The sequence below is a fragment of the Sporofaciens sp. JLR.KK001 genome, assembly GCF_036941055.1.
In the GTDB taxonomy this organism is placed as follows: domain Bacteria; phylum Bacillota; class Clostridia; order Lachnospirales; family Lachnospiraceae; genus Sporofaciens.
Map to the genome: position 1 here is coordinate 195,919 of NZ_JAYMNO010000001.1, position 18,314 is coordinate 214,232.

23 protein-coding genes are annotated in these 18,314 nt (G+C 46.9%); 21 read left to right on the forward strand and 2 right to left on the reverse strand.

The features are described 5' to 3' along the window. Positions 1-2 precede the first annotated feature (2 nt). The 11 genes from VSQ62_RS01135 to VSQ62_RS01185 all read left to right on the forward strand — a co-directional run bounded on the left by VSQ62_RS01135 (position 3) and on the right by VSQ62_RS01185 (position 8,858). On the forward strand, positions 3-440 hold the full coding sequence (locus VSQ62_RS01135; RefSeq protein WP_334632723.1) for a hypothetical protein: 438 nt from the start codon (positions 3-5) through the stop codon (positions 438-440). Then, positions 433-1,575: a phage major tropism determinant gene (locus VSQ62_RS01140; RefSeq protein ID WP_334632724.1), complete on the forward strand. Its 1,143-nt coding sequence runs from the start codon at positions 433-435 to the stop codon at positions 1,573-1,575. Before VSQ62_RS01135 ends, VSQ62_RS01140 begins: the two co-directional genes overlap by 8 nt. Before the next feature lie 41 nt (positions 1,576-1,616). Then, entirely contained in the window at positions 1,617-1,973 is a 357-nt protein-coding gene (gene avd / locus VSQ62_RS01145; protein ID WP_103240983.1) for a diversity-generating retroelement protein Avd, read from the forward strand. Between the two features lie 323 nt (positions 1,974-2,296). Continuing rightward, complete coding sequence (locus VSQ62_RS01150) at positions 2,297-3,391, forward strand: reverse transcriptase domain-containing protein (protein ID WP_334632725.1); 1,095 nt, start codon at positions 2,297-2,299, stop codon at positions 3,389-3,391. Further along, positions 3,388-3,573, forward strand: coding sequence for a hypothetical protein (locus VSQ62_RS01155; RefSeq protein WP_103240981.1), 186 nt, complete (start codon positions 3,388-3,390; stop codon positions 3,571-3,573). The genes VSQ62_RS01150 and VSQ62_RS01155 overlap by 4 nt, the downstream gene beginning before the upstream one ends. Beyond that, positions 3,564-4,052 (forward strand): phage holin family protein, encoded by a 489-nt coding sequence (locus tag VSQ62_RS01160; protein ID WP_172523892.1) that lies wholly within the window; start codon positions 3,564-3,566, stop codon positions 4,050-4,052. Before VSQ62_RS01155 ends, VSQ62_RS01160 begins: the two co-directional genes overlap by 10 nt. Positions 4,053-4,138: 86 nt before the next feature. After that, complete coding sequence (locus tag VSQ62_RS01165) at positions 4,139-5,617, forward strand: phage tail tip lysozyme (protein ID WP_334632726.1); 1,479 nt, start codon at positions 4,139-4,141, stop codon at positions 5,615-5,617. A 446-nt stretch (positions 5,618-6,063) separates the two neighbouring features. Beyond that, entirely contained in the window at positions 6,064-6,261 is a 198-nt protein-coding gene (locus tag VSQ62_RS01170; protein ID WP_178679577.1) for a helix-turn-helix domain-containing protein, read from the forward strand. A gap of 24 nt (positions 6,262-6,285) precedes the next feature. Continuing rightward, positions 6,286-6,981 carry a hypothetical protein gene (locus VSQ62_RS01175; RefSeq protein WP_334632728.1) on the forward strand — a complete coding sequence of 232 codons (696 nt, stop codon included), beginning with the start codon at positions 6,286-6,288 and terminating at the stop codon, positions 6,979-6,981. Positions 6,982-7,060: 79 nt separating this feature from the next. Beyond that, positions 7,061-8,101, forward strand: a complete 1,041-nt coding sequence (locus VSQ62_RS01180) for an IS30 family transposase (protein ID WP_334632729.1) — start codon at positions 7,061-7,063, stop codon at positions 8,099-8,101. A 142-nt stretch (positions 8,102-8,243) separates the two neighbouring features. Next, positions 8,244-8,858, forward strand: coding sequence for a rhomboid family intramembrane serine protease (locus VSQ62_RS01185; protein WP_334632730.1), 615 nt, complete (start codon positions 8,244-8,246; stop codon positions 8,856-8,858). On the opposite strand, the gene VSQ62_RS01190 is transcribed toward VSQ62_RS01185, so the two are convergent. Further along, entirely contained in the window at positions 8,799-9,581 is a 783-nt protein-coding gene (locus VSQ62_RS01190) for a sensor histidine kinase (RefSeq protein ID WP_334632731.1), read from the reverse strand. The two genes, VSQ62_RS01185 and VSQ62_RS01190, sit on opposite strands and share 60 nt — an antisense overlap. Positions 9,582-9,664: 83 nt before the next feature. Here VSQ62_RS01190 and VSQ62_RS01195 point away from each other — a divergent pair, with 83 nt between their 5' ends. Together VSQ62_RS01195 and VSQ62_RS01200 are read left to right on the forward strand one after the other, a co-directional pair. Then, positions 9,665-10,075 (forward strand): HIT family protein, encoded by a 411-nt coding sequence (locus VSQ62_RS01195; protein WP_334632732.1) that lies wholly within the window; start codon positions 9,665-9,667, stop codon positions 10,073-10,075. 1 nt (position 10,076) lies between these two features. Continuing rightward, positions 10,077-10,664: an RNA polymerase sigma factor gene (locus VSQ62_RS01200; protein ID WP_334632733.1), complete on the forward strand. Its 588-nt coding sequence runs from the start codon at positions 10,077-10,079 to the stop codon at positions 10,662-10,664. A 139-nt stretch (positions 10,665-10,803) separates the two neighbouring features. On the opposite strand, the gene murG is transcribed toward VSQ62_RS01200, so the two are convergent. After that, on the reverse strand, positions 10,804-11,868 hold the full coding sequence (murG, locus tag VSQ62_RS01205) for an undecaprenyldiphospho-muramoylpentapeptide beta-N-acetylglucosaminyltransferase (RefSeq protein ID WP_334632734.1): 1,065 nt from the start codon (positions 11,866-11,868) through the stop codon (positions 10,804-10,806). Positions 11,869-11,950: 82 nt separating this feature from the next. On the opposite strand from murG, the gene VSQ62_RS01210 reads away from it, so the two are divergent. From VSQ62_RS01210 to VSQ62_RS01245, 8 genes are all read left to right on the forward strand, one after another. Then, on the forward strand, positions 11,951-12,130 hold the full coding sequence (locus tag VSQ62_RS01210; protein WP_334632735.1) for a hypothetical protein: 180 nt from the start codon (positions 11,951-11,953) through the stop codon (positions 12,128-12,130). An 84-nt stretch (positions 12,131-12,214) separates the two neighbouring features. After that, a complete protein-coding gene (locus VSQ62_RS01215; RefSeq protein WP_334632736.1) occupies positions 12,215-13,075 on the forward strand; it encodes a DUF4367 domain-containing protein in 861 nt (286 codons plus the stop codon). A gap of 72 nt (positions 13,076-13,147) precedes the next feature. Then, complete coding sequence (locus VSQ62_RS01220) at positions 13,148-13,624, forward strand: hypothetical protein (RefSeq protein WP_334632737.1); 477 nt, start codon at positions 13,148-13,150, stop codon at positions 13,622-13,624. A gap of 427 nt (positions 13,625-14,051) precedes the next feature. After that, on the forward strand, positions 14,052-14,354 hold the full coding sequence (locus VSQ62_RS01225) for a hypothetical protein (protein WP_334632738.1): 303 nt from the start codon (positions 14,052-14,054) through the stop codon (positions 14,352-14,354). After that, a complete protein-coding gene (locus tag VSQ62_RS01230) occupies positions 14,252-14,950 on the forward strand; it encodes an Rpn family recombination-promoting nuclease/putative transposase (RefSeq protein WP_334632739.1) in 699 nt (232 codons plus the stop codon). The genes VSQ62_RS01225 and VSQ62_RS01230 overlap by 103 nt, the downstream gene beginning before the upstream one ends. Before the next feature lie 41 nt (positions 14,951-14,991). After that, on the forward strand, positions 14,992-16,035 hold the full coding sequence (locus VSQ62_RS01235) for an Rpn family recombination-promoting nuclease/putative transposase (protein ID WP_334632740.1): 1,044 nt from the start codon (positions 14,992-14,994) through the stop codon (positions 16,033-16,035). Positions 16,036-16,076: 41 nt separating this feature from the next. Next, on the forward strand, positions 16,077-17,144 hold the full coding sequence (locus tag VSQ62_RS01240; protein WP_334632741.1) for a hypothetical protein: 1,068 nt from the start codon (positions 16,077-16,079) through the stop codon (positions 17,142-17,144). 41 nt (positions 17,145-17,185) lie between these two features. Next, positions 17,186-18,265 (forward strand): Rpn family recombination-promoting nuclease/putative transposase, encoded by a 1,080-nt coding sequence (locus tag VSQ62_RS01245; protein WP_334632742.1) that lies wholly within the window; start codon positions 17,186-17,188, stop codon positions 18,263-18,265. Positions 18,266-18,314 lie beyond the last annotated feature (49 nt).

The window sequence follows — 18,314 nt, forward strand, 5'->3', positions numbered from 1 at the left end:
TTATGAAAGGATTTCCCAAAACATTAAAGACAAAAGACGATTACTACAACTGCCTTGCTATGGTGGCAGCCGGGGAGCTGGCGGCGGCTGATCTGCTGGCAAAAATTGAAAGTCTGGAAAAGCAGCGCTATATACAGTGCGCTATTGTATCGGTGGCAGAGGAAAAGAAAGCAGTAACAGTATATTACTGCGACGAGGCGGCGCCGGGCATGGTTTTTGTGGCTGGCGGCATTTCCGGGACGGTCACGGCGGTAACGCATACCCAGACGGATGAGGCAGTGGCAGCAGGCGAGACGGGCAACGACAGGACAGTATTAACACTGTCAAAGGGCATTGCCGCAGATAATACGGCTATAGGGCTGGAAAAGGCGGCAGCAGTGGCAGGCATGACGGCAGACGACATTACAGCACTGAAAGGAGTGTTAAAACAGTATGAGTAGGATATTTGTTGATGATGTGACAAAGACAGACCGCCGGGCGCTTTTAAATGTAAACAAGCTGGCGACGATCAGTGACATTGTAGCGCCGACGAGCCAGTATTTATATGCAAGCGGGGCAAATGAGATCACAGTAATAGAGGGCTGCGTAATTGCCGTGGGCGGCGCTGGTATCTTTAAGACGGGAAACACGGTACTTAATGCCTCTAATCTGGATATAGGCGCGGCTTTTGCTGTAGGCAGCGACTATTATGTATATATCTGCGACAGCAGGCAGGACGCACAGGACGAGCAGTATATTATTTCCCTTAACTCTACATATCCGAGCGGGTGGAACGCCAGCAACAGCCGCAAGATCGGCGGCTTTCATTATGGGCGTTGCCGCAAGATCAATGATAATATGCAGCCCGTGAACAGCAGCGGCGCTATTTTTGGTACAGGCTGGGAAAGCGCGGTAAGCAACGGGATTCTGCCGCGCAGTGTGTGGACGCTGGGACACCGCCCGAAATGCAGCCCGGAGGGTATGGTATATCTGGGCGGCGGAACATGGGTAGACATTTACCTTAATTCTGACGACGGCGCGCAGGGCTTGAAATCAGAATATAATTGTGCGCCAATGACAGGCACAGAGGGCATGAACTGGTACACATTTACGGAAAGGCTTATGAAGAGCGGTAAGCGTATGCCGGACTACAGCGAATTTTGCGCCTATGCTTTCGGCAGCCCGCAGGGGCTTGACGGGGCAAATACAAACGCGTGGACGGCAACGACGAACACGGGCAGGGGGACTACGGGTAGCGTGGTAAATGCCGTTTCTGCCGTGGGCTGCGTTGATGCCGTGGGGCGTGTCTGGGAATGGCTTAATGATCTGATTACACGGGCAGAACACGCCACAAATGCAGAATACCACCCTACGGCGGCGTGGGGCTGGGATAAGAAAAGCCCTTTAAGGGATAATGCCACAAAGTACGACGTAGGCAACATTTACCAGTATTACGCGTATTCTCTGGCGGCGCTGGTCGCGGGCGGTGGCTGGTACGATGGCGTTCACGCGGGCGCGCGTGCCGGGTATTGCTACCCTTGCCCGTGGGGCGTGTCCTCGGCCCTCGGCGTGCGCGGGGCGTGTGATTCTATGTAGAGGCGGGCGAAAGCCCAGCCGCTACAGGGGGACGGATAAAAATGTCAATAAGAGATAAAGGCGACATACTACACCAGAAAATATATGATTTTCTGCTATACATATATCCCCTGCTAAGTAAGTACCCCAAATATGAAAAATTCAGCTTGCAGACGGCAACCAGAAACGCCGTGCTGGAAATGCTGCAAGACGTTATAAAGTGGCAGAAAACGGCGACGAAAAGCCACTTGTACGCGGCAGATGTGGCATTGCAGCAGAGTAAGGAGCTGCTGCGGCTGGCAAATGATCTGAAATACAGCGCAATGAATAAGCAGCATTACGGGGAGTGCGGCAGGAAACTTACAGAACTGGGCGTTATGCTGGGCGAGATCATAGAAGAGGTAAAGGCTGCAAAGTAGCTTTTTATATGGGGCAGCCGCTTATTACAGCCCTCTGGCGGCGCTGATCGCGGGCGGTAACTGGAACAATGGCGTTCACGCGGGCGCGCGTGCCGTGAATTGCAACAATTACCCGTGGAACGTGAACACGAACATCGGCGTGCGCGGGGCGTGTGATTTGGTGAAAGCATTACAGGCTTAGCGTATCTAAGGAACACTAGCAAGGGTTTGAATATTAAGAGTGCTTAATATTCCAGAATCAGAGGGGCTGTCCCGCCGTAAGGCAAAGAGAAAAAGCAGGGCTGCTGGTTAGTAGCTTAAGGCGAAAGGCAGGAGCTTTTTACATGAAACGAATAGGGCATATCACAGATAAAAACGGCAGGCGGCTTACGCTTGTAGAGGCTATGGCTGACTACGGGAGTGTGCAGAAAGCATACAATAAAGCCCGGAAGTGCAAGCGATACCGCAGGGACGTTTTAATATTTACCAAAGACAAAGAGGAAAATTTAGAGCGGGTACGAAATGAAATTCTGGGGCTTTCCTATGAGCCGGGCGAGTACCGATATTTTAAGGTATATGAACCGAAAGAGCGGCAGATCATGGCGCTGCCGTTTTATGACAGGGTAGTACAGCACGCTATTAACAACGTGCTGGAACCGATTTTTGAAAAGCGTTTTATTTTCCATTCTTACGCCTGCCGGAAAAATAAGGGTATGCACGCCGCGTCTGACACGCTGAAAAGTTGGCTTTATGAGTGGCAGCGATTCCACCCGGACACGCCGCTGTATGCGATCAAAGCGGACATACACCACTATTTCCAGAGCATTAACCATGACGTGCTTAAGGCAGAGATACGGAAAGTAATAAAGGACGCAGGGGCGCTGGCATTGATCGACAAGATCATAGACCATAACGGGCAGATGCCGGACGGTACGGGCATACCAGTAGGGAACCTTACAAGCCAGCTGTTTGCAAATATCTATCTTAATAAGCTAGATCAGTACATAAAGCATACGCTGGGCGCGGGTATGTATATGCGTTACATGGACGACTTTATTATATTAAGCCCGGACAAGGAAGAGCTGCGGCGCTGGCTGGCTGATATTGAAAGATTCTTAAGGGAAGAGCTTATTTTAGAGCTGAACCCAAAGACCGCCATTTTATGCGCAAAGAATGGCATAGATTTTGTGGGCTATAAGCACAGGGCGACACACAGGAAAGTAAGACCAGACAGCATTAAACGTATCAAGCGCACGATCAAGAAATATGAAAGGGGCGAGATCACAAGGGAAAATCTACAAAAGAGTATTGCAAGCTGGACGGGACACGCAGGACACGCCGACAGCCTGCATTTACGAAAGAAAATAATAAAAATGGCGGCTGATGCGCAGGAACGGGCGCAGGTAGCAAAGCCAGCAGGCGCAGGAGTGAGTACATGAGTAAAATTTTGCTACAAGTGCTGCATGAGCAGCAGGAAACTATTGAAAAGCAGAGCAGGCTTATTGCTGAATTAACCGCCACTCTGGAAAACTGGGAGAGCGTAGCAGGGTACGACGGCGCGGAACTGAAAGAGCGGGCATTAAATTTGCAGAAAGCAGAAAGGCAGGATTTATGGAAATGAAAATAATGGAATTTATCGACGCAGCGGCACACAATAAGGTGATCGAGCTGGTAATACTGGCGATTGTATTTGATACTGTTTTCGGGGTACTGCGGGCAGTGAAAGAAAAGAAGTTCAACAGCTGCGCAGGGATTGACGGCGCAATACGGAAAGTGGCAATGCTGATTTCCCTTGTATTCATGCTGGCGGTTGATATGCTTATCAAGATCAATCTGATCGGGTTTATCCCGGAGACGGCGCGGGGGTATCTGGGGCTTAAGACAGTAGGCGTAGCGGAGTTTTTCAGCCTGCTTTACATAGCCTATGAGATCACAAGCATTTTTAAGAATATGGCATTGTGCGGGCTGCCTGTAAAAAAGGTATGGGCGAGCGTGAGGGGCTTTCTTTCCAAGTATACGGACGAGCTGCCGGACACGGACGAACTGGACGGGGACAGCACCACGGGCAGCGTAGAGGGGCATAAGCAGCAGGAAAGATAAGAATAAGAGATCAGACAGGAAAAGCGGCAAAGGGCGCTTACGGGAAACCGTAGGCGCTTATTTCATTGCAGAAAGGAAGTAAAAGCATGAGGAACATTAACAGGCTGATAAGCGGGTACAATTTCAATCCGGGCAGCGCTTCCCGTATCAAGTACATTGTGATTCATTATGTGGGCGGTTTGAGCGGGGCGCAGGCGAACTGCAAATATTTTGCGGGCGGCAATAGAAATGCGTCCGCGCATTATTTTGTAGATCATAATGGGGAAATCTGGCAGTGCGTGGAAGATGCTAACATAGCGTGGCACTGCGGCGCAAAGAGTTATAAGCATGGGGAGTGCCGGAACGCAAACAGCATAGGCATTGAATTATGCGTAAGGAAGAGGAACACCGCCAGCCAGGGCGCGACAGATAAGGACTGGTATTTTGAGGACGCGACGGTAGAGGCGGCGGCAGAGCTGACAAGGTATTTAATGGATAAGTACGGCGTGCCTGCCGATCATGTAATAAGACATTACGACGTTACCGGGAAAATCTGCCCTAACCCGTATGTATATAATACAACGGCGCATACATGGGACGAGTTTAAAAGGCTGATAAGCGGCGGCGCTGCCTCTGCCGGGAGCGGGGAAAAGAAACTCTACAGAGTGCGCAAACGCTGGGAAGATGCAGCCGGGCAGCTGGGGGCTTTTGAAAGTCTGGAAAATGCAAAGAAAGCCTGCATTGCTGGCTATAATGTGTATGACTGGGACGGAAAGGCGGTATACAGCGCTTTTGCAGGCAATGAGCAGCAGACGGCGGCAGGCGGCGCGGAAAGCGTGATCTGGGATTTTCTGACGGGCAAAGGCTTAAATGCTTATGCAGCAGCCGGGCTTATGGGAAACCTTTTTGCAGAAAGCGGGCTTAAAGCAGATAATCTGCAAAATTCCTTTAATACGCGGCTGGGAATGACGGACGCAGAATATACGGCGGCTGTAGACAGCGGCAGTTATACAAATTTTGTGAGGGACAGCGCGGGTTATGGGCTTGCACAGTGGACGCATTACAGCCGTAAGCAGGCGTTATATGATTATGCGAAAGCGGCGGGCGCGTCGATCGGCAGCTTAGATATGCAGCTTGCCTTTTTGTGGCAGGAATTACAGGGCTACAAGGGCGTTATTTCCGCGCTTATGGCTGCAATGTCGGTACGGGCTGCCTCTGATGCGGTATTGACAGGGTATGAAAAGCCCGCAGATCAGAGCGAGGCAGTAAAGCAGCGCCGGGCAGCATACGGGCAGGAGTATTACGACAGGTACGCCGCAGGAACCGGGGCAGGCGGGAACACAGAGCAGGGAAAGACAGAGGCGGTACAGGTTCCCTTTAAAGTAAAAGTAGATATAACCGATCTTAGAATAAGGACGGGCGCAGGCACGGATTTTGAAAAGACGGGGAAGTATACAGGCGTGGGAGTATTTACCATTGTAGAGGTAAAAGCCGGAGAGGGCAGCGCCGCAGGCTGGGGGCTGCTGAAAGCGTATGAAGAGAATAGGGACGGCTGGGTATCGCTGGACTATTGTACAAGATTATAATGTATCTGCTGGGGTATGTCGTTCATGGGCGGCATACCCTTTATTTTTTTACCATAATTTTCTTGAAATCTGATTGACAAGTTACCCAAAAGGGTATATAATTAAGATCATAGAAAGGAGATAAGAAAAATAAGTGTAAAGCACTGGAAAGGAGAAACGGCAGGAAATGGGTAAGAAGAAACAAAAGAAAAAGCCTATCAAATGGCAATCGCTGGCGGCAAATGCACTGATAGACTTAATCGTAGGAGCGGCACTTATCATAATAGACAAGCTATTAGGCTAAATGCCACGGTGGGCGAAAGCCCACCGCCTACTAAGAATATAGCATAAACCCAGAGCCGAGTAAAGGGCATGATTCTGAAATTAGGCATTTTTTTAGTAGTGATCGGAATAGTAAAAATGCTGGCAGCTTTGATTATGAGAGCTAAAGAAGAGAGGGACAAGGCATGAATTTAGGCGAAAATATCAAAAAAGCCAGAAAAGCGGCAGGCGTGACGCAGAAAGAACTTGCAGAGCGCCTGCAAGTCTACCCAAAGGATATAAGCCGCTGGGAGAATGGAGAGAGGACACCCAGCGCAATAGCACTGGCGAAAATATGCAGGGAGCTTAACGCCTCTGCTGATGAAATATTAGAATTAAAGTAAAAGGCGAAAGAGAGGGCTTATTTTATGGCAAAGAAACAAATTATTTTATATGTTGTGGCTGCGTTATTTGCAGTAAGTGGAATTGTGGCGCTGCCGTCCGGGAATATTACGGGCGGTGTTGGCTGCATAGTGATCGCTGCCGTATGTTTTCTGCTGGCACGCAAGCCAGAGAAAGAGGCAGCCGGGCGGCAGGAAGAGCCGAGGAAAACGGGAACGCCTGCCGCTGCATCTGGCAGCAGGATTGCGGAAACTATACGCACGAAATTAGTAGGCGTGACTTTTGATGACGAGGACGGGGAGAACCGCCAGGACATATTAAGAACTATGACAGGCGACGAGGATATAACGGTAGAAAAATATACATACAATGGAGAGCCTGCCGCGTGCATCAAGTGGGGCAATAAGGTACTGGGGAATCTATCAGCAGAGCTGGCAAAGGACTTAGCGCGGAAATACCCGCAAGCCCGATACACCGCAGAAATACTGGAAATTTCCGGGGGAGGGGTACAAATGTTTGGCTGTAATATAGAGCTTGACGTTCTCATAGAAGAGAAGAAAAGCCGCGCAGCGCAGCCAGCAGGCGAGACAATCGTATATATAGACCGTAGCAGCAAAAAGTACCATAGTAAGCCTACATGTTCTGGAATGAAAAACCCAAAGAGCATACCACTAAGCCAAGCAAAAAAGAAGTATACAGCTTGTAAGAAATGCTGTAAATGAGGCAAAAATAGCGAGCCGCAGACTTGTAAAAGAGTTTGCGGCTTTTCGTCGTATATGGGACAAAAGAGAGGTAAGGGAAATGGGTAAGCATCTGACAAAGGCAGATCGGATAAAATTAGAGGCATTACTAAAGGCGGGGCATGGTAAAAAAGAGATCGCAGACATGCTGCATGTACACCGCAGCACAATATACCGGGAAATAAAGCGGGGAGTTTATACCGCGCTTAACTCTGATCTTACACAGGAAGAACGATACAGCCCGGATATTGCAGACGATAAGTACAGGGAGAATCTGAAAAGCAAGGGCGGCGTGCTTAAGATCGGCAACGATATTAAGTTAGCAAACTATATAGAGGATAAAATAGTAAATGAGGGATATAGCCCGGCTGCCGTCCTGGGGGAGCTTAAAGCACAGGGGAAAGAGGGGGAATTTTCTGTTACGATCTGCGTAACGACGCTTTACAGCTATATTGATAAAGGTATCTTTCTACAGCTTACAAATAAGGATTTACCAGTAAAGGCAAATAAGAAGAGGGACTATAAGAAAGTGAAGAGGCAGCAGGCAAGGGCGGCGGCGGGTACAAGTATAGAAAAGCGCCCGGAAGAGGTAGACAAGCGGGAAGAGTTCGGGCATTGGGAAATGGATAGCGTGATAGGGCAGCGGGGGAAATCTAAAAATACCCTGCTGGTACTGACGGAAAGAAAGACGCGGGACGAGATCATATTTAAGTTGCCGGACAAGACAGCAGAGGCGGTAGTAGATGCTTTAGACGCATTGGAAAGAAAATGGGGCGCTATGTTTAAGCAAGTCTTTAAAAGCATAACCGTAGACAATGGTAGCGAGTTTGCATATTGTGAAGAGCTGGAACGTTCTATACTGGGAGAGGGAAAACGGACACAGCTATATTACTGCCACCCGTATAGCAGCTGGGAGCGTGGCACAAATGAGGTTACTAATAAAATGGTACGGCGAAAGGTTCCAAAGGGGACGAATTTTGACAGCATGACAGACGCAGAGGTAGAGGAAATGGAAAACTGGATAAACAACTATCCCCGCCGCATACATGGCTATCATTCTGCCGGGGAACTCTTCGAGGAAGAGCTTAAGAAAATCGGGTGAAAAAAATTTAAAAAAGTGTCGCATTTAATATTGACATTTTCAGAATGGTAAAATATAACAAATGCTGGTTACTATATCTAAGGAAATATGGTATACTGACAAAAGAAACAAAAAAATATACCAGAAAGCGACTGTATCACACATGAATAATAGAAGAGTAGAGGCACCCTGTACCGTTATACTGGCAGCGACCAATGTGATCGTGTTCTTTTTACTTACCAGCCAGGGGATGACAGAGGATGGAAGGTTCCTGTTAGATCATGGTGCAATGTTTGTCCCGATGATTCAGGAGGAAGGAGAATATTACCGTTTTTTAACCAGTATGTTTCTTCACTTTGGTTTTGAGCATCTGATGAATAATATGATCACTTTGGCTGTGATCGGATGGAACCTGGAGATAGAGATCGGTAAGTTCCGTTTTCTGCTGATCTATATCTTGAGCGGTCTGGGAGGCAATCTCCTGTCTGCAGTTTATGATGTCTGGACAGGAGAGTACGCTGTATCAGCCGGTGCATCCGGCGCGATTTTTGGGATCATCGGTGCATTGTTATATGTAGTCATGCGTAACAGAGGACGAATCAGGGATATTTCCGGTAAGGGGATCGTATTTATGATCGTCATCAGCCTCTATTATGGAATAACCAGCGGCGGCGTGGACAATATGGCGCATATCGGAGGGCTGATGACAGGATTTGTGTTAAGCGTCCTGCTGTACCGGAAGAATGATCATAAAGGAAGAGCCTTCGCCGGGCGTTGATTCGGCATAGATGGAGCCGCCGTGAGCCGAGACGATCCGTTTGGCAATGGCAAGTCCAAGACCGGTTCCGCCTTTTTTGTGAGTGACAAAGGGATCGAAGATGGTTGTCAGTTCTCCGGCATCGATTCCAACACCGTTATCGGTGATCGAGATAGTGACAGCATGGTTCATATATTCTGCGTCCAGACGGATTGACGGATGATAGGAGTCTCTGGGGGAAGAGACTGCATTCTGTGAATCCGTACGGGAAGAGACCGCATCCTGTGCATTGCGCAGGAGATTCAGAAGTGTCTGTCGGATCTTGACGGAATCTATAAGGAGCGCCGGAAGGTTCGGTGCGATCCTGGAGGTAAATTCAATCTTGGTATCCATAAGAGAAGAAGCGAAGGATAATACGAGTGTTCTGAGGAATACGGTTGTGTCAGAACTTGTAAGAGTCAGCTTCTCCCCGTTATTGTAAGAAGAGAGTTCTGCCAGTAATTGGTTCATATATTCGATATCTTGGCGCATGGAGTCCCAGTGACGGATAGAGCGGACTTCCGGATGCTGCGCTTCGATCAATTGGAGCGTACTATATACAAGTGTCAGTGGATTACGGATTTCATGGCTGATGGTACTGACTTCCATCCGATGAGATTCCAGAAGTCTTGTGAGAAGTTCTTTTTTCTCAGGACTTTCTTCCATAATAAGTCGTAGTTTGTCATAGTCTGTCGTTGAGAACATAATAATTACCGCCCTTTCTGATGTATCAGTTTAGCATTGGCGGTAAAAATAATCAATTATTTTTTTCAGGGAGGAAGAGAGAGATGAAAAATGAAAATTGTATATTTTGTAAACTTGCTAATGGGGAGATTCCTACGGCTACATTGTATGAGGATGAAGATTTCAGGGTGATCCTGGATGCCAGACCGGCGGCGAAGGGGCATGCGCTGATTATCCCCAAGGAACATTATGCGAATCTTTATGAGCTGGATGATGAGCTGGCGGCGAAGGTGCTGGTTCTGGCAAAGAAGATGATCACGAAACTTACGGAAATCCTTGGCTGTGACGGCTATAATATTGTGCAGAATAACGGAGAGGCTGCAGGACAGACAGTGTTTCATTTTCACCTGCATATGATTCCGAGATATAAGGACGATAGCGTTGGACTTGGATGGAAGATGGGTGAGTTAGCAGACGAAGATAAAGAGGAATTACTGGCTAAGATGAGATGGTAGAATGGATACGGAAACAAAAGATAGGCAAATGGAGATGAAACTAAGAGGGAATACAGATTTTGATAAAATTTATAAAACAAATGCGGAAATCGTATACAAAACGGCTGTAAAGTACTCTGGGAATCACCATGAAGCAGAAGAAATCTCACAGACTGTTTTTCTGAAACTGTATGTGAACAGAGAAAATATTAACCTGGAAGCGGCCAGAGGATGGCTGATTCTGACAACCAAATATATGGCGTTGAATCGGAATAGAGACTTGGAACGGGAATATCTGGTAGATGATTTCATTGGCGGAGAGGAAGCGGACTCTGCTGAGATCGCAGAGAATCCGGAGGATATATTCTTGAGAAAGATGAAGGAGCGGCAGTACATGAAGTTGAAAGAGAAAATATTTGAAGCATTGTATGCGAAGAGTCCAAGATGGTATGATGCCGTTACGATTACATATGTTTTGGAAAAACCACAGAAAGAAGTCGCAGAAAAGATGGGTGTGACTCTGGAGGTTCTGCAAGCTGTATTGTATCGTGCAAGAAGATGGATGCGCGAAAATTATGCGGAAGAGTATGCGCATTTAGATAAAGCATGAAACAGGTGCCGATTATCCCGACACCTGTTTTCAATACCTTGCCGGAGGAAGTCCGCCCGCCCCGGAGGGGCATGCATTACGGTATGCCCTTGGGTATACCTTGCCGGAGGAAGTCCGCCCGCCCCGGAGGGGTATTAGGTTATCTTGCGGCAGCTTCGATCAGATCTATGATCGTGTCAATGGAGTTCTGCTGCGGAGAATTCTTCATAGCATCTATGTAGGAGCTGCGGTTTTCATACAAATGTATGATGGAATCCAGAAGTACCTGATTGGTAAGTTCTTCTTCTTCGAGTACGACGCTGTAGCCCTGCCGTTCAAAAGAACGGGCATTGAGGATCTGATCGCCGCGGCTTGCATTGGCAGATAGCGGAATCAGAAGATTTGGCTTGTGGAGTGCGAGTAATTCGCAGATAGCATTGGCTCCGGCTCTGGAGATTACAAGCTCTGTCAGTGCGAACAGGTCTTTCAGTTCTTCTTTGACATATTCAAACTGCGCATAGCCTTCCAGGTCCTTGAGAGATTGATCTACCTTCCCTTTGCCGCAGAGATGGACGACCTGAAAAGACCGCAGAAGCTCGGGAAGGATGCCGCGGACAGCTTCGTTGACAGCTACAGAACCCAGACTTCCGCCGACGATCATGATTACAGGTTTGTCGGACGTAAAATGCAGGAATTCTTTTGCTTTGTATTTGTCGCCGGACAACAATTCCTGCCGGATCGGCGAACCTGTTAATACAGCCTTCCCTTCAGGCAGATGTTTTAGAGTCTCTGGGAAATTACAGCATACTTTGGTTGCAGAAGGGATGGATAGTTTGTTTGCAAGACCGGGGGTCATATCTGATTCATGAATGATCGTCGGCACGTGGCGGCTCTTGCCTGCAAGAACGACAGGGACAGAGACGAATCCGCCTTTGGAGAAGATCACATCAGGATTCAGGAGCTTGACAAGTCTCTTGGCTTCTCCAAGTCCTTTGATTACCCGGAAAGGGTCAGTGAAGTTTTGCACACTGAAATAGCGGCGCAGCTTTCCGGAAGAGATACCATGGTAGGGAATACCAAATTGTTCGATCAATTCCTTCTCAATGCCGTGGTAAGAGCCGATATAATGGATATCGTATTGTAATTCTTTGAGGCGTGGAAGCAGAGCCAGATTCGGTGTTACATGGCCAGCGGTGCCGCCGCCAGTTAGGATAATGCGTTTCATAATGACCTCCAAATCTTGATAATGTATGAGAATATATATTTTGACATATATGTTATAATTATATTATACGTTTACAGGTGATTTGGTCAAGAGAAAGAAGAAGATTTCAGGTTACAGTTCATACGGGTTACAGTTCACACCTATGGTGTTGGCAGCAGCGAATCAGGGCTATTTCAAGTTGCCTTACGGCAAGAGGCCGGATTCCTGCCCCGATAATGTACTGGTCTGTGACCGTGCAGCGTGGTGCACGGTCCAGGGGTGAACAATAACTCACACGGCGCCATGTGCTACACTATATGGCAGCCGGTTATTAAGGTAACCACATGACTGATTATGAGGAATGAGAATGAAGGAAAATATGGATCGACTGGAACAAGCAATAAGAGAAGAGTTTGACAGAGCCGCAAGAGAGGAAGAGGTATCCATCCTGAAAGACGATAGTCTTAGTGTACCAGAAGGGATGGAAGCAGCTCTATTTGCGGGGATTAGCGAGAAGATAGAAGCCATGAGGCAAGAAGACTTGTATGCGAATATGTCAGAAGCGGATAAGAAAGCTCTTGAGATTGGGCGCAGGGTTATGGAGGAAGAAGCGAGAGAAGAGGCCAGGAGCAAGATGAGGCGGAAGAAAAAGCGGTTTCGGATGTATATCGGGCTTGCGGCAGCGTTGGTGTTGGCAATGGCTGTTGGGGTGAATAGTTTGGGAGGACCGGAGAGGATAATACAAATAGTCACTCAGATGGTTGGTGGCAGAGAAGTAGAGAAGATAAATTCTAGTGATGATAATTTGATAATTGTGGGTGAGGATGAAGAGAAAGCATATCAGGAACTAAAAGATGAGTTTGGGGTTGATCCAGTGAGGATAATAGTGGGACCAGTTGGAATGCGATTTAAAAATGCAGAGATTGACAAAAAATTTCAATTGGCAGAATTAAGCTATGATTACAAAGGAGAAAATGTAAAATATTTTATAAATGCATCTTTTGCAGGATCGTCGTGGGGAATAGATGTTGAAGATGAAAAAGTTAATCAGTATGAGGTTGAAAAAGATGAATGCAAAATAAATATAAAAGAATATCAAACGCCAGAAACTTTGGTAAAGCGATATTCAGCTAATTTTAAGTATTTAGGACTGGAATATTATTTAATTGCTACAATGGATGAAGATGAATTCCTTTTAATTATTGATAATTTACATTTTCTCCCATAAAATACGTAAGTTTTTGCGGAGTTATGTGTTTATATTAATGAGGGTAAAGATTAGTATAAGAGGAGGTGAATTATGATTAAAAGAATTGGATCTATGTGTTGTGTGATGATGTTGATGATTTGCATGCTACTAATATCAGCAGATAATGCACTGGCAGCACAGCAAGATCCTATATTGGATGGTTCATACTTAACACATGATGAAGAGTCTATAGGGTATGATATGAAAATTACCAGGGGCGAAGATTTGTTAACAGGCTATTCAAAATGTGTCCGCTTGGGACCAGGCAAGATTTATGCTGGAGGGACAACAATTGCGGCGCATACAGTAGCAAACGTTCAAGTATCAGTCATTGTTGAAAGGGCTCTGAAGGGAGATACTGCTTGGTCAATGTATACTGGTTGGCATAAGGAAAATACAAATACAGATCGAGTGGGGTCGAATAGAACATTAGAAGTAGAAGGAGGATATTACTATAGGGTAAGAAGTGTTCATTCTGCTAATAGTGATTTGAGTAGTTCTTTTACTGACGGTGTTTATATTGAGTAGCACAAACCATCCATCCAAAGTGTTAAAAATAAGAAAACCAATGTAGTACATTAAAAACTGAATATTGAAAAAAATGCAATCTGAGGACGGGAGTCCGAAAAAACAAAAGACTTAGCGGAAAAAAACAAAAAACCGTTCGGGAAGATTGTGGGAAGTACCGCATCCGGTGCAAAATAGGAAACTATTAATTTGATTTCGACCTTACATTTGAGAAACCGTAGGCCCACGAAACGGGTCAAAGTCGTCGTATGCGGTACTTCACACAGTCTTCCCGGATACAGGAACGTACAGTAAGACAAAAGGGATATGGAGCAATGCTCTGTGTCCCTTTCCGCTTTTTATATGGATATTCGCGGAATTCTGTTTCTCAAGATTGGTTGAAGTTAGGTGTCGATTCTAGTATAATGAAAGTGGCGGTGAGAGTCAATTGAAGGCAGATACAATTACAAAAGATTATATATCGGACAGAGAGATATTCTCAGACGTATTTAACTATTATATATATGGCGGACAGCAGGTGATCGCACCGGAACAGTTGGAGGAACGGGATCCTACAGAAATCGCGCTTCCCTACGGAGCGGATGGAGCGGCAGTGCCGGTACAGAAGTTCCGGGATGCGCAGAAGTTGTGTGCGGTAATGACAGATGGGAAACTGGATCAGGTGAAGAGAATACAGGGCAAGAAAGTACAGAAGAAGGGAAGAAAACACCGGATTCCCACGAGTTCTTAAGTGGGTTCTGGAATGAAGACAGATTAATCCCGTCGGTAACGGTGACCATATATTTTGGTGCGGACGAGTGGACGGGACCGCGGAGCCTGTTAGAAATGATGGAAGTGGACGACCCGAAGGTGAAGGCGTGTTTGAATGATTATAAGCTGCATGTGATCGCGCCGGCACAGATGCCGGACGAAGAAATCGGGAAATTGCAGTCCAGTCTCCGGGAGGTACTGCTATTTATCAAGTATTCGAAGAATAAAGAAGAGTTGGATCGAATCCTGAGAGAAAATAAGGAGCGGTTCAAAGAAGTGGAGAGAAGGGCGGTAGATGTAATTGAAGTAATTACGAATACCCAGCTGAAATATGAAGAAAGAGAGGGGAAAGTAGACATGTGTCAAGCAATCCGAGAGATGAGAATAGATGCAGAAAGAGAAGGAGAGTTAAGGGGAGAATTAAGGGGTGAGCGGAAAGGCGAACTGAAAAAAGCCCAAGAAGCCGCCAGAAACTTTTATAATTTGGGAATAGAAGTAGAGAAAATCGCGCAGGGCTTGGGTTATGCCGTCGAAACGGTCAAAGGCTGGGTGGGCCTAAGACCGGAAAGAAATTAGAGAGTTTTCACGCGGAAGGATAGAAAGGCGGTGAGAGTCAATTGAAGGCAGATACAATTACAAAAGATTATATATCGGACAGAGAGATATTCTCAGACGTATTTAACTATTATATATATGGCGGACGACAGGTGATCACACCGGAACAGTTAGAAGAACGGGATCCCACAGAGATCGCGATTCCATACGGAGCGGATGGAGCGGCGGTGCCGGTACAGAAATTCCGGGACGCGCAGAAGTTATGTGCGGTAATGACAGATGGGAAACTGGAATATGTGATCTGCGGAGCGGAAGCGCAAGCGAGAATCCACAATGCGATGGCAGTCCGGAATAATCTCTACGATGCATTGGAATATGCCGGACAGGTGAGTGAAGCAGCAAAATCCCATCGCAAAGCGATGCAGAAGGAGAGAGCGCAGAAACAAGAATCAGGTGAAGAGAATACAGGGCAAGAAAGTACAGAAGAAGGGAAGAAAACACCGGATTCCCACGAGTTCTTAAGTGGGTTCTGGAATGAAGACAGATTAATCCCGTCGGTAACGGTGACCATATATTTTGGTGCGGACGAGTGGACGGGACCGCGGAGCTTGTTAGAAATGATGGAAGTGGACGACCCGAAGGTGAAGGCGTGTTTGAATGATTATAAGCTGCATGTAATCGCGCCGGCACAGATGCCGGACGAAGAAATCGGGAAATTGCAGTCCAGTCTCCGGGAGGTACTGCTATTTATCAAGTATTCGAAGAATAAAGAAGAGTTGGATCGAATCCTGAGAGAAAATAAGGAGCGGTTCAAAGAAGTGGAGAGAAGGGCGGTAGATGTAATTGAAGTAATTACGAATACCCAGCTGAAATATGAAGAAAGAGAGGGGAAAGTAGACATGTGTCAAGCAATCCGAGAAATGAGAATAGATGCAGAAAGAGAAGGAGAGTTAAGAGGCGAACAGAAAGGTGAACTGAAAAAAGCCCAAGAAGCCGCCAGAAACTTTTATAATTTGGGAATAGAAGTAGAGAAAATCGCGCAGGGCTTAGGCTATGCCGTCGAAACGGTCAAAGGCTGGGTAGGCCTAAGACCGGAAAGAAATTAGAGAGTTTTCATGTGGAAGGTTAGAAAGGCGGTGAGAGTCAATTGAAGGCAGACACAATTACCAAAGATTATATATCGGACAGGGAGATATTCTCAGACGTATTTAACTATTATATATATGGCGGACGACAGGTGATCATACCGGAACAGTTAGAAGAACGGGATCCCACAGAGATCGCGATTCCATACGGAGCGGATGGAGCGGCGGTGCCGGTACAGAAATTCCGGGATGCGCAGAAGTTGTGTGCGGTAATGACAGATGGGAAAATGGAATATGTGATCTGCGGAGCGGAAGCGCAAGCGAGAATCCACAATGCGATGGCAGTCCGGAATAATCTCTACGATGCATTGGAATATGCCGGACAGGTGAGTGAAGCAGCAAAATCCCATCGCAAAGCGAGGCAGAAGGAGAGAGAGCAGAAACAGGAATCAGGTGAAGAGAATACAGGGCAAGAAAGTACAGAAGAAGGGAAGAAAACACCGGATTCCCACGAGTTCTTAAGTGGGTTCTGGAATGGAGACAGATTAATCCCGTCGGTAACAGTGACCATATATTTTGGTGCGGACGAGTGGACGGGACCGCGGAGCCTGTTAGAAATGATGGAAGTGGACGACCCGAAGGTGAAGGCATGTTTGAACGATTATAAGCTGCATGTAATCGCGCCGGCGCAGATGTCGGACGAAGAGATCGGGAAATTGCAGTCCAGTCTCCGGGAGGTACTGCTATTTATCAAGTATTCGAAGAATAAAGAAGAGTTGGATCGAATCCTGAGAGAAAATGAGGAGCGGTTCAAAGAAGTGGAGAGAAGAGCGGTAGATGTAATCGAAGTAATGACGAATACCCAATTGAAGTGTGAAGAAAGAGAGGGGAAAATCGACATGTGTCAGGCAATCCAAGAAATGAAAATGGAAGCAGAAAGAAAAGGGGAGTTAAGGGGAGAATTAAGGGGTGAGTTAAGAGGCGAACAGAAAGGTGAACTGAAAAAAGCCCAAGAAGCCGCCAGAAACTTTTATAATTTGGGAATAGAAGTAGAGAAAATCGCGCAGGGCTTGGGTTATGCCGTCGAAACGGTCAAAGGCTGGGTGGGCCTAAGACCGGAAAGAAATTAGAGAGTTTTCACGCGGAAGGATAGAAAGGCGGTGAGAGTCAATTGAAGGCAGATACAATTACAAAAGATTATATATCGGACAGAGAGATATTCTCAGACGTATTTAACTATTATATATATGGCGGACGACAGGTGATCATACCGGAACAGTTAGAAGAACGGGATCCCACAGAGATCGCGCTTCCCTACGGAGCGGATGGAGCGGCAGTGCCGGTACAGAAATTCCGGGATGCGCAGAAGTTGTGTGCGGTAATGACAGATGGGAAACTGGAATATGTGATCTGCGGAGCGGAAGCGCAAGCGAGAATCCACAATGCGATGGCAGTCCGGAATAATCTCTACGATGCATTGGAATATGCCGGACAGGTGAGTGAAGCAGCAAAATCCCATCGCAAAGCGATGCAGAAGGAGAGAGCGCAGAAACAAGAATCAGGTGAAGAGAATATAGGGCAAGAAAGTACAGAAGAAGGGAAGAAAACACCGGATTCCCACGAGTTCTTAAGTGGGTTCTGGAATGAAGACAGATTAATCCCGTCGGTAACGGTGACCATATATTTTGGTGCGGACAAGTGGACGGGACCGCGGAGCTTGTTAGAAATGATGGAAGTGGACGACCCGAAGGTGAAGGCGTGTTTGAATGATTATAAGCTGCATGTGATCGCGCCGGCACAGATGCCGGACGAAGAGATTGGGAAATTGCAGTCCAGTCTCCGGGAGGTATTGCTATTTATCAAGTATTCGAAGAATAAAGAAGAGTTGGATCGTATCCTGAGAGAAAATGAGGAGCGGTTCAAAGAAGTGGAGAGAAGAGCGGTAGATGTAATCGAAGTAATGACGAATACCCAATTGAAGTATGAAGAAAGAGAGGGGAAAATCGATATGTGTCAGGCAATCCAAGAAATGAAAATGGAAGCAGAATTAAGAGGAGAATTAAGAGGAGAGTTAAGGGGAGAATTAAGGGGTGAGCGGAAAGGCGAGCGGAAAGGCGAACTGAAAAAAGCCCAGGAAGCCGCCAGAAACTTTTATAATTTGGGAATAGAAGTAGAGAAAATCGCACAAGGCTTAGGCTATGCCGCCGAAACGGTCAAGAGCTGGGTCGGCTTGTTGCCGGAGAAGCCATAGGCTCACTTGGCTGCAAAAAGCCCGTAAGACGAGCCGAAGGCTTTTTGCA

What these genes read in the sequence shown, in the direction of transcription:
- VSQ62_RS01135 (WP_334632723.1), top strand. Translation starts at nt 3, where the DNA reads ATGAAAGGATTTCCCAAAACATTAAAGACAAAAGACGATTACTACAAC.
- VSQ62_RS01220 (WP_334632737.1), top strand. Translation starts at nt 13,148, where the DNA reads ATGATTAAAAGAATTGGATCTATGTGTTGTGTGATGATGTTGATGATT.
- VSQ62_RS01165 (WP_334632726.1), top strand. Translation starts at nt 4,139, where the DNA reads ATGAGGAACATTAACAGGCTGATAAGCGGGTACAATTTCAATCCGGGC.
- VSQ62_RS01190 (WP_334632731.1), bottom strand. Translation starts at nt 9,581, where the DNA reads ATGTTCTCAACGACAGACTATGACAAACTACGACTTATTATGGAAGAA.
- VSQ62_RS01195 (WP_334632732.1), top strand. Translation starts at nt 9,665, where the DNA reads ATGAAAAATGAAAATTGTATATTTTGTAAACTTGCTAATGGGGAGATT.
- VSQ62_RS01175 (WP_334632728.1), top strand. Translation starts at nt 6,286, where the DNA reads ATGGCAAAGAAACAAATTATTTTATATGTTGTGGCTGCGTTATTTGCA.
- avd (WP_103240983.1), top strand. Translation starts at nt 1,617, where the DNA reads ATGTCAATAAGAGATAAAGGCGACATACTACACCAGAAAATATATGAT.
- VSQ62_RS01140 (WP_334632724.1), top strand. Translation starts at nt 433, where the DNA reads ATGAGTAGGATATTTGTTGATGATGTGACAAAGACAGACCGCCGGGCG.
- VSQ62_RS01180 (WP_334632729.1), top strand. Translation starts at nt 7,061, where the DNA reads ATGGGTAAGCATCTGACAAAGGCAGATCGGATAAAATTAGAGGCATTA.
- VSQ62_RS01150 (WP_334632725.1), top strand. Translation starts at nt 2,297, where the DNA reads ATGAAACGAATAGGGCATATCACAGATAAAAACGGCAGGCGGCTTACG.
- VSQ62_RS01185 (WP_334632730.1), top strand. Translation starts at nt 8,244, where the DNA reads ATGAATAATAGAAGAGTAGAGGCACCCTGTACCGTTATACTGGCAGCG.
- VSQ62_RS01215 (WP_334632736.1), top strand. Translation starts at nt 12,215, where the DNA reads ATGAAGGAAAATATGGATCGACTGGAACAAGCAATAAGAGAAGAGTTT.
- VSQ62_RS01160 (WP_172523892.1), top strand. Translation starts at nt 3,564, where the DNA reads ATGGAAATGAAAATAATGGAATTTATCGACGCAGCGGCACACAATAAG.
- VSQ62_RS01155 (WP_103240981.1), top strand. Translation starts at nt 3,388, where the DNA reads ATGAGTAAAATTTTGCTACAAGTGCTGCATGAGCAGCAGGAAACTATT.
- VSQ62_RS01170 (WP_178679577.1), top strand. Translation starts at nt 6,064, where the DNA reads ATGAATTTAGGCGAAAATATCAAAAAAGCCAGAAAAGCGGCAGGCGTG.
- murG (WP_334632734.1), bottom strand. Translation starts at nt 11,868, where the DNA reads ATGAAACGCATTATCCTAACTGGCGGCGGCACCGCTGGCCATGTAACA.
- VSQ62_RS01200 (WP_334632733.1), top strand. Translation starts at nt 10,077, where the DNA reads ATGGATACGGAAACAAAAGATAGGCAAATGGAGATGAAACTAAGAGGG.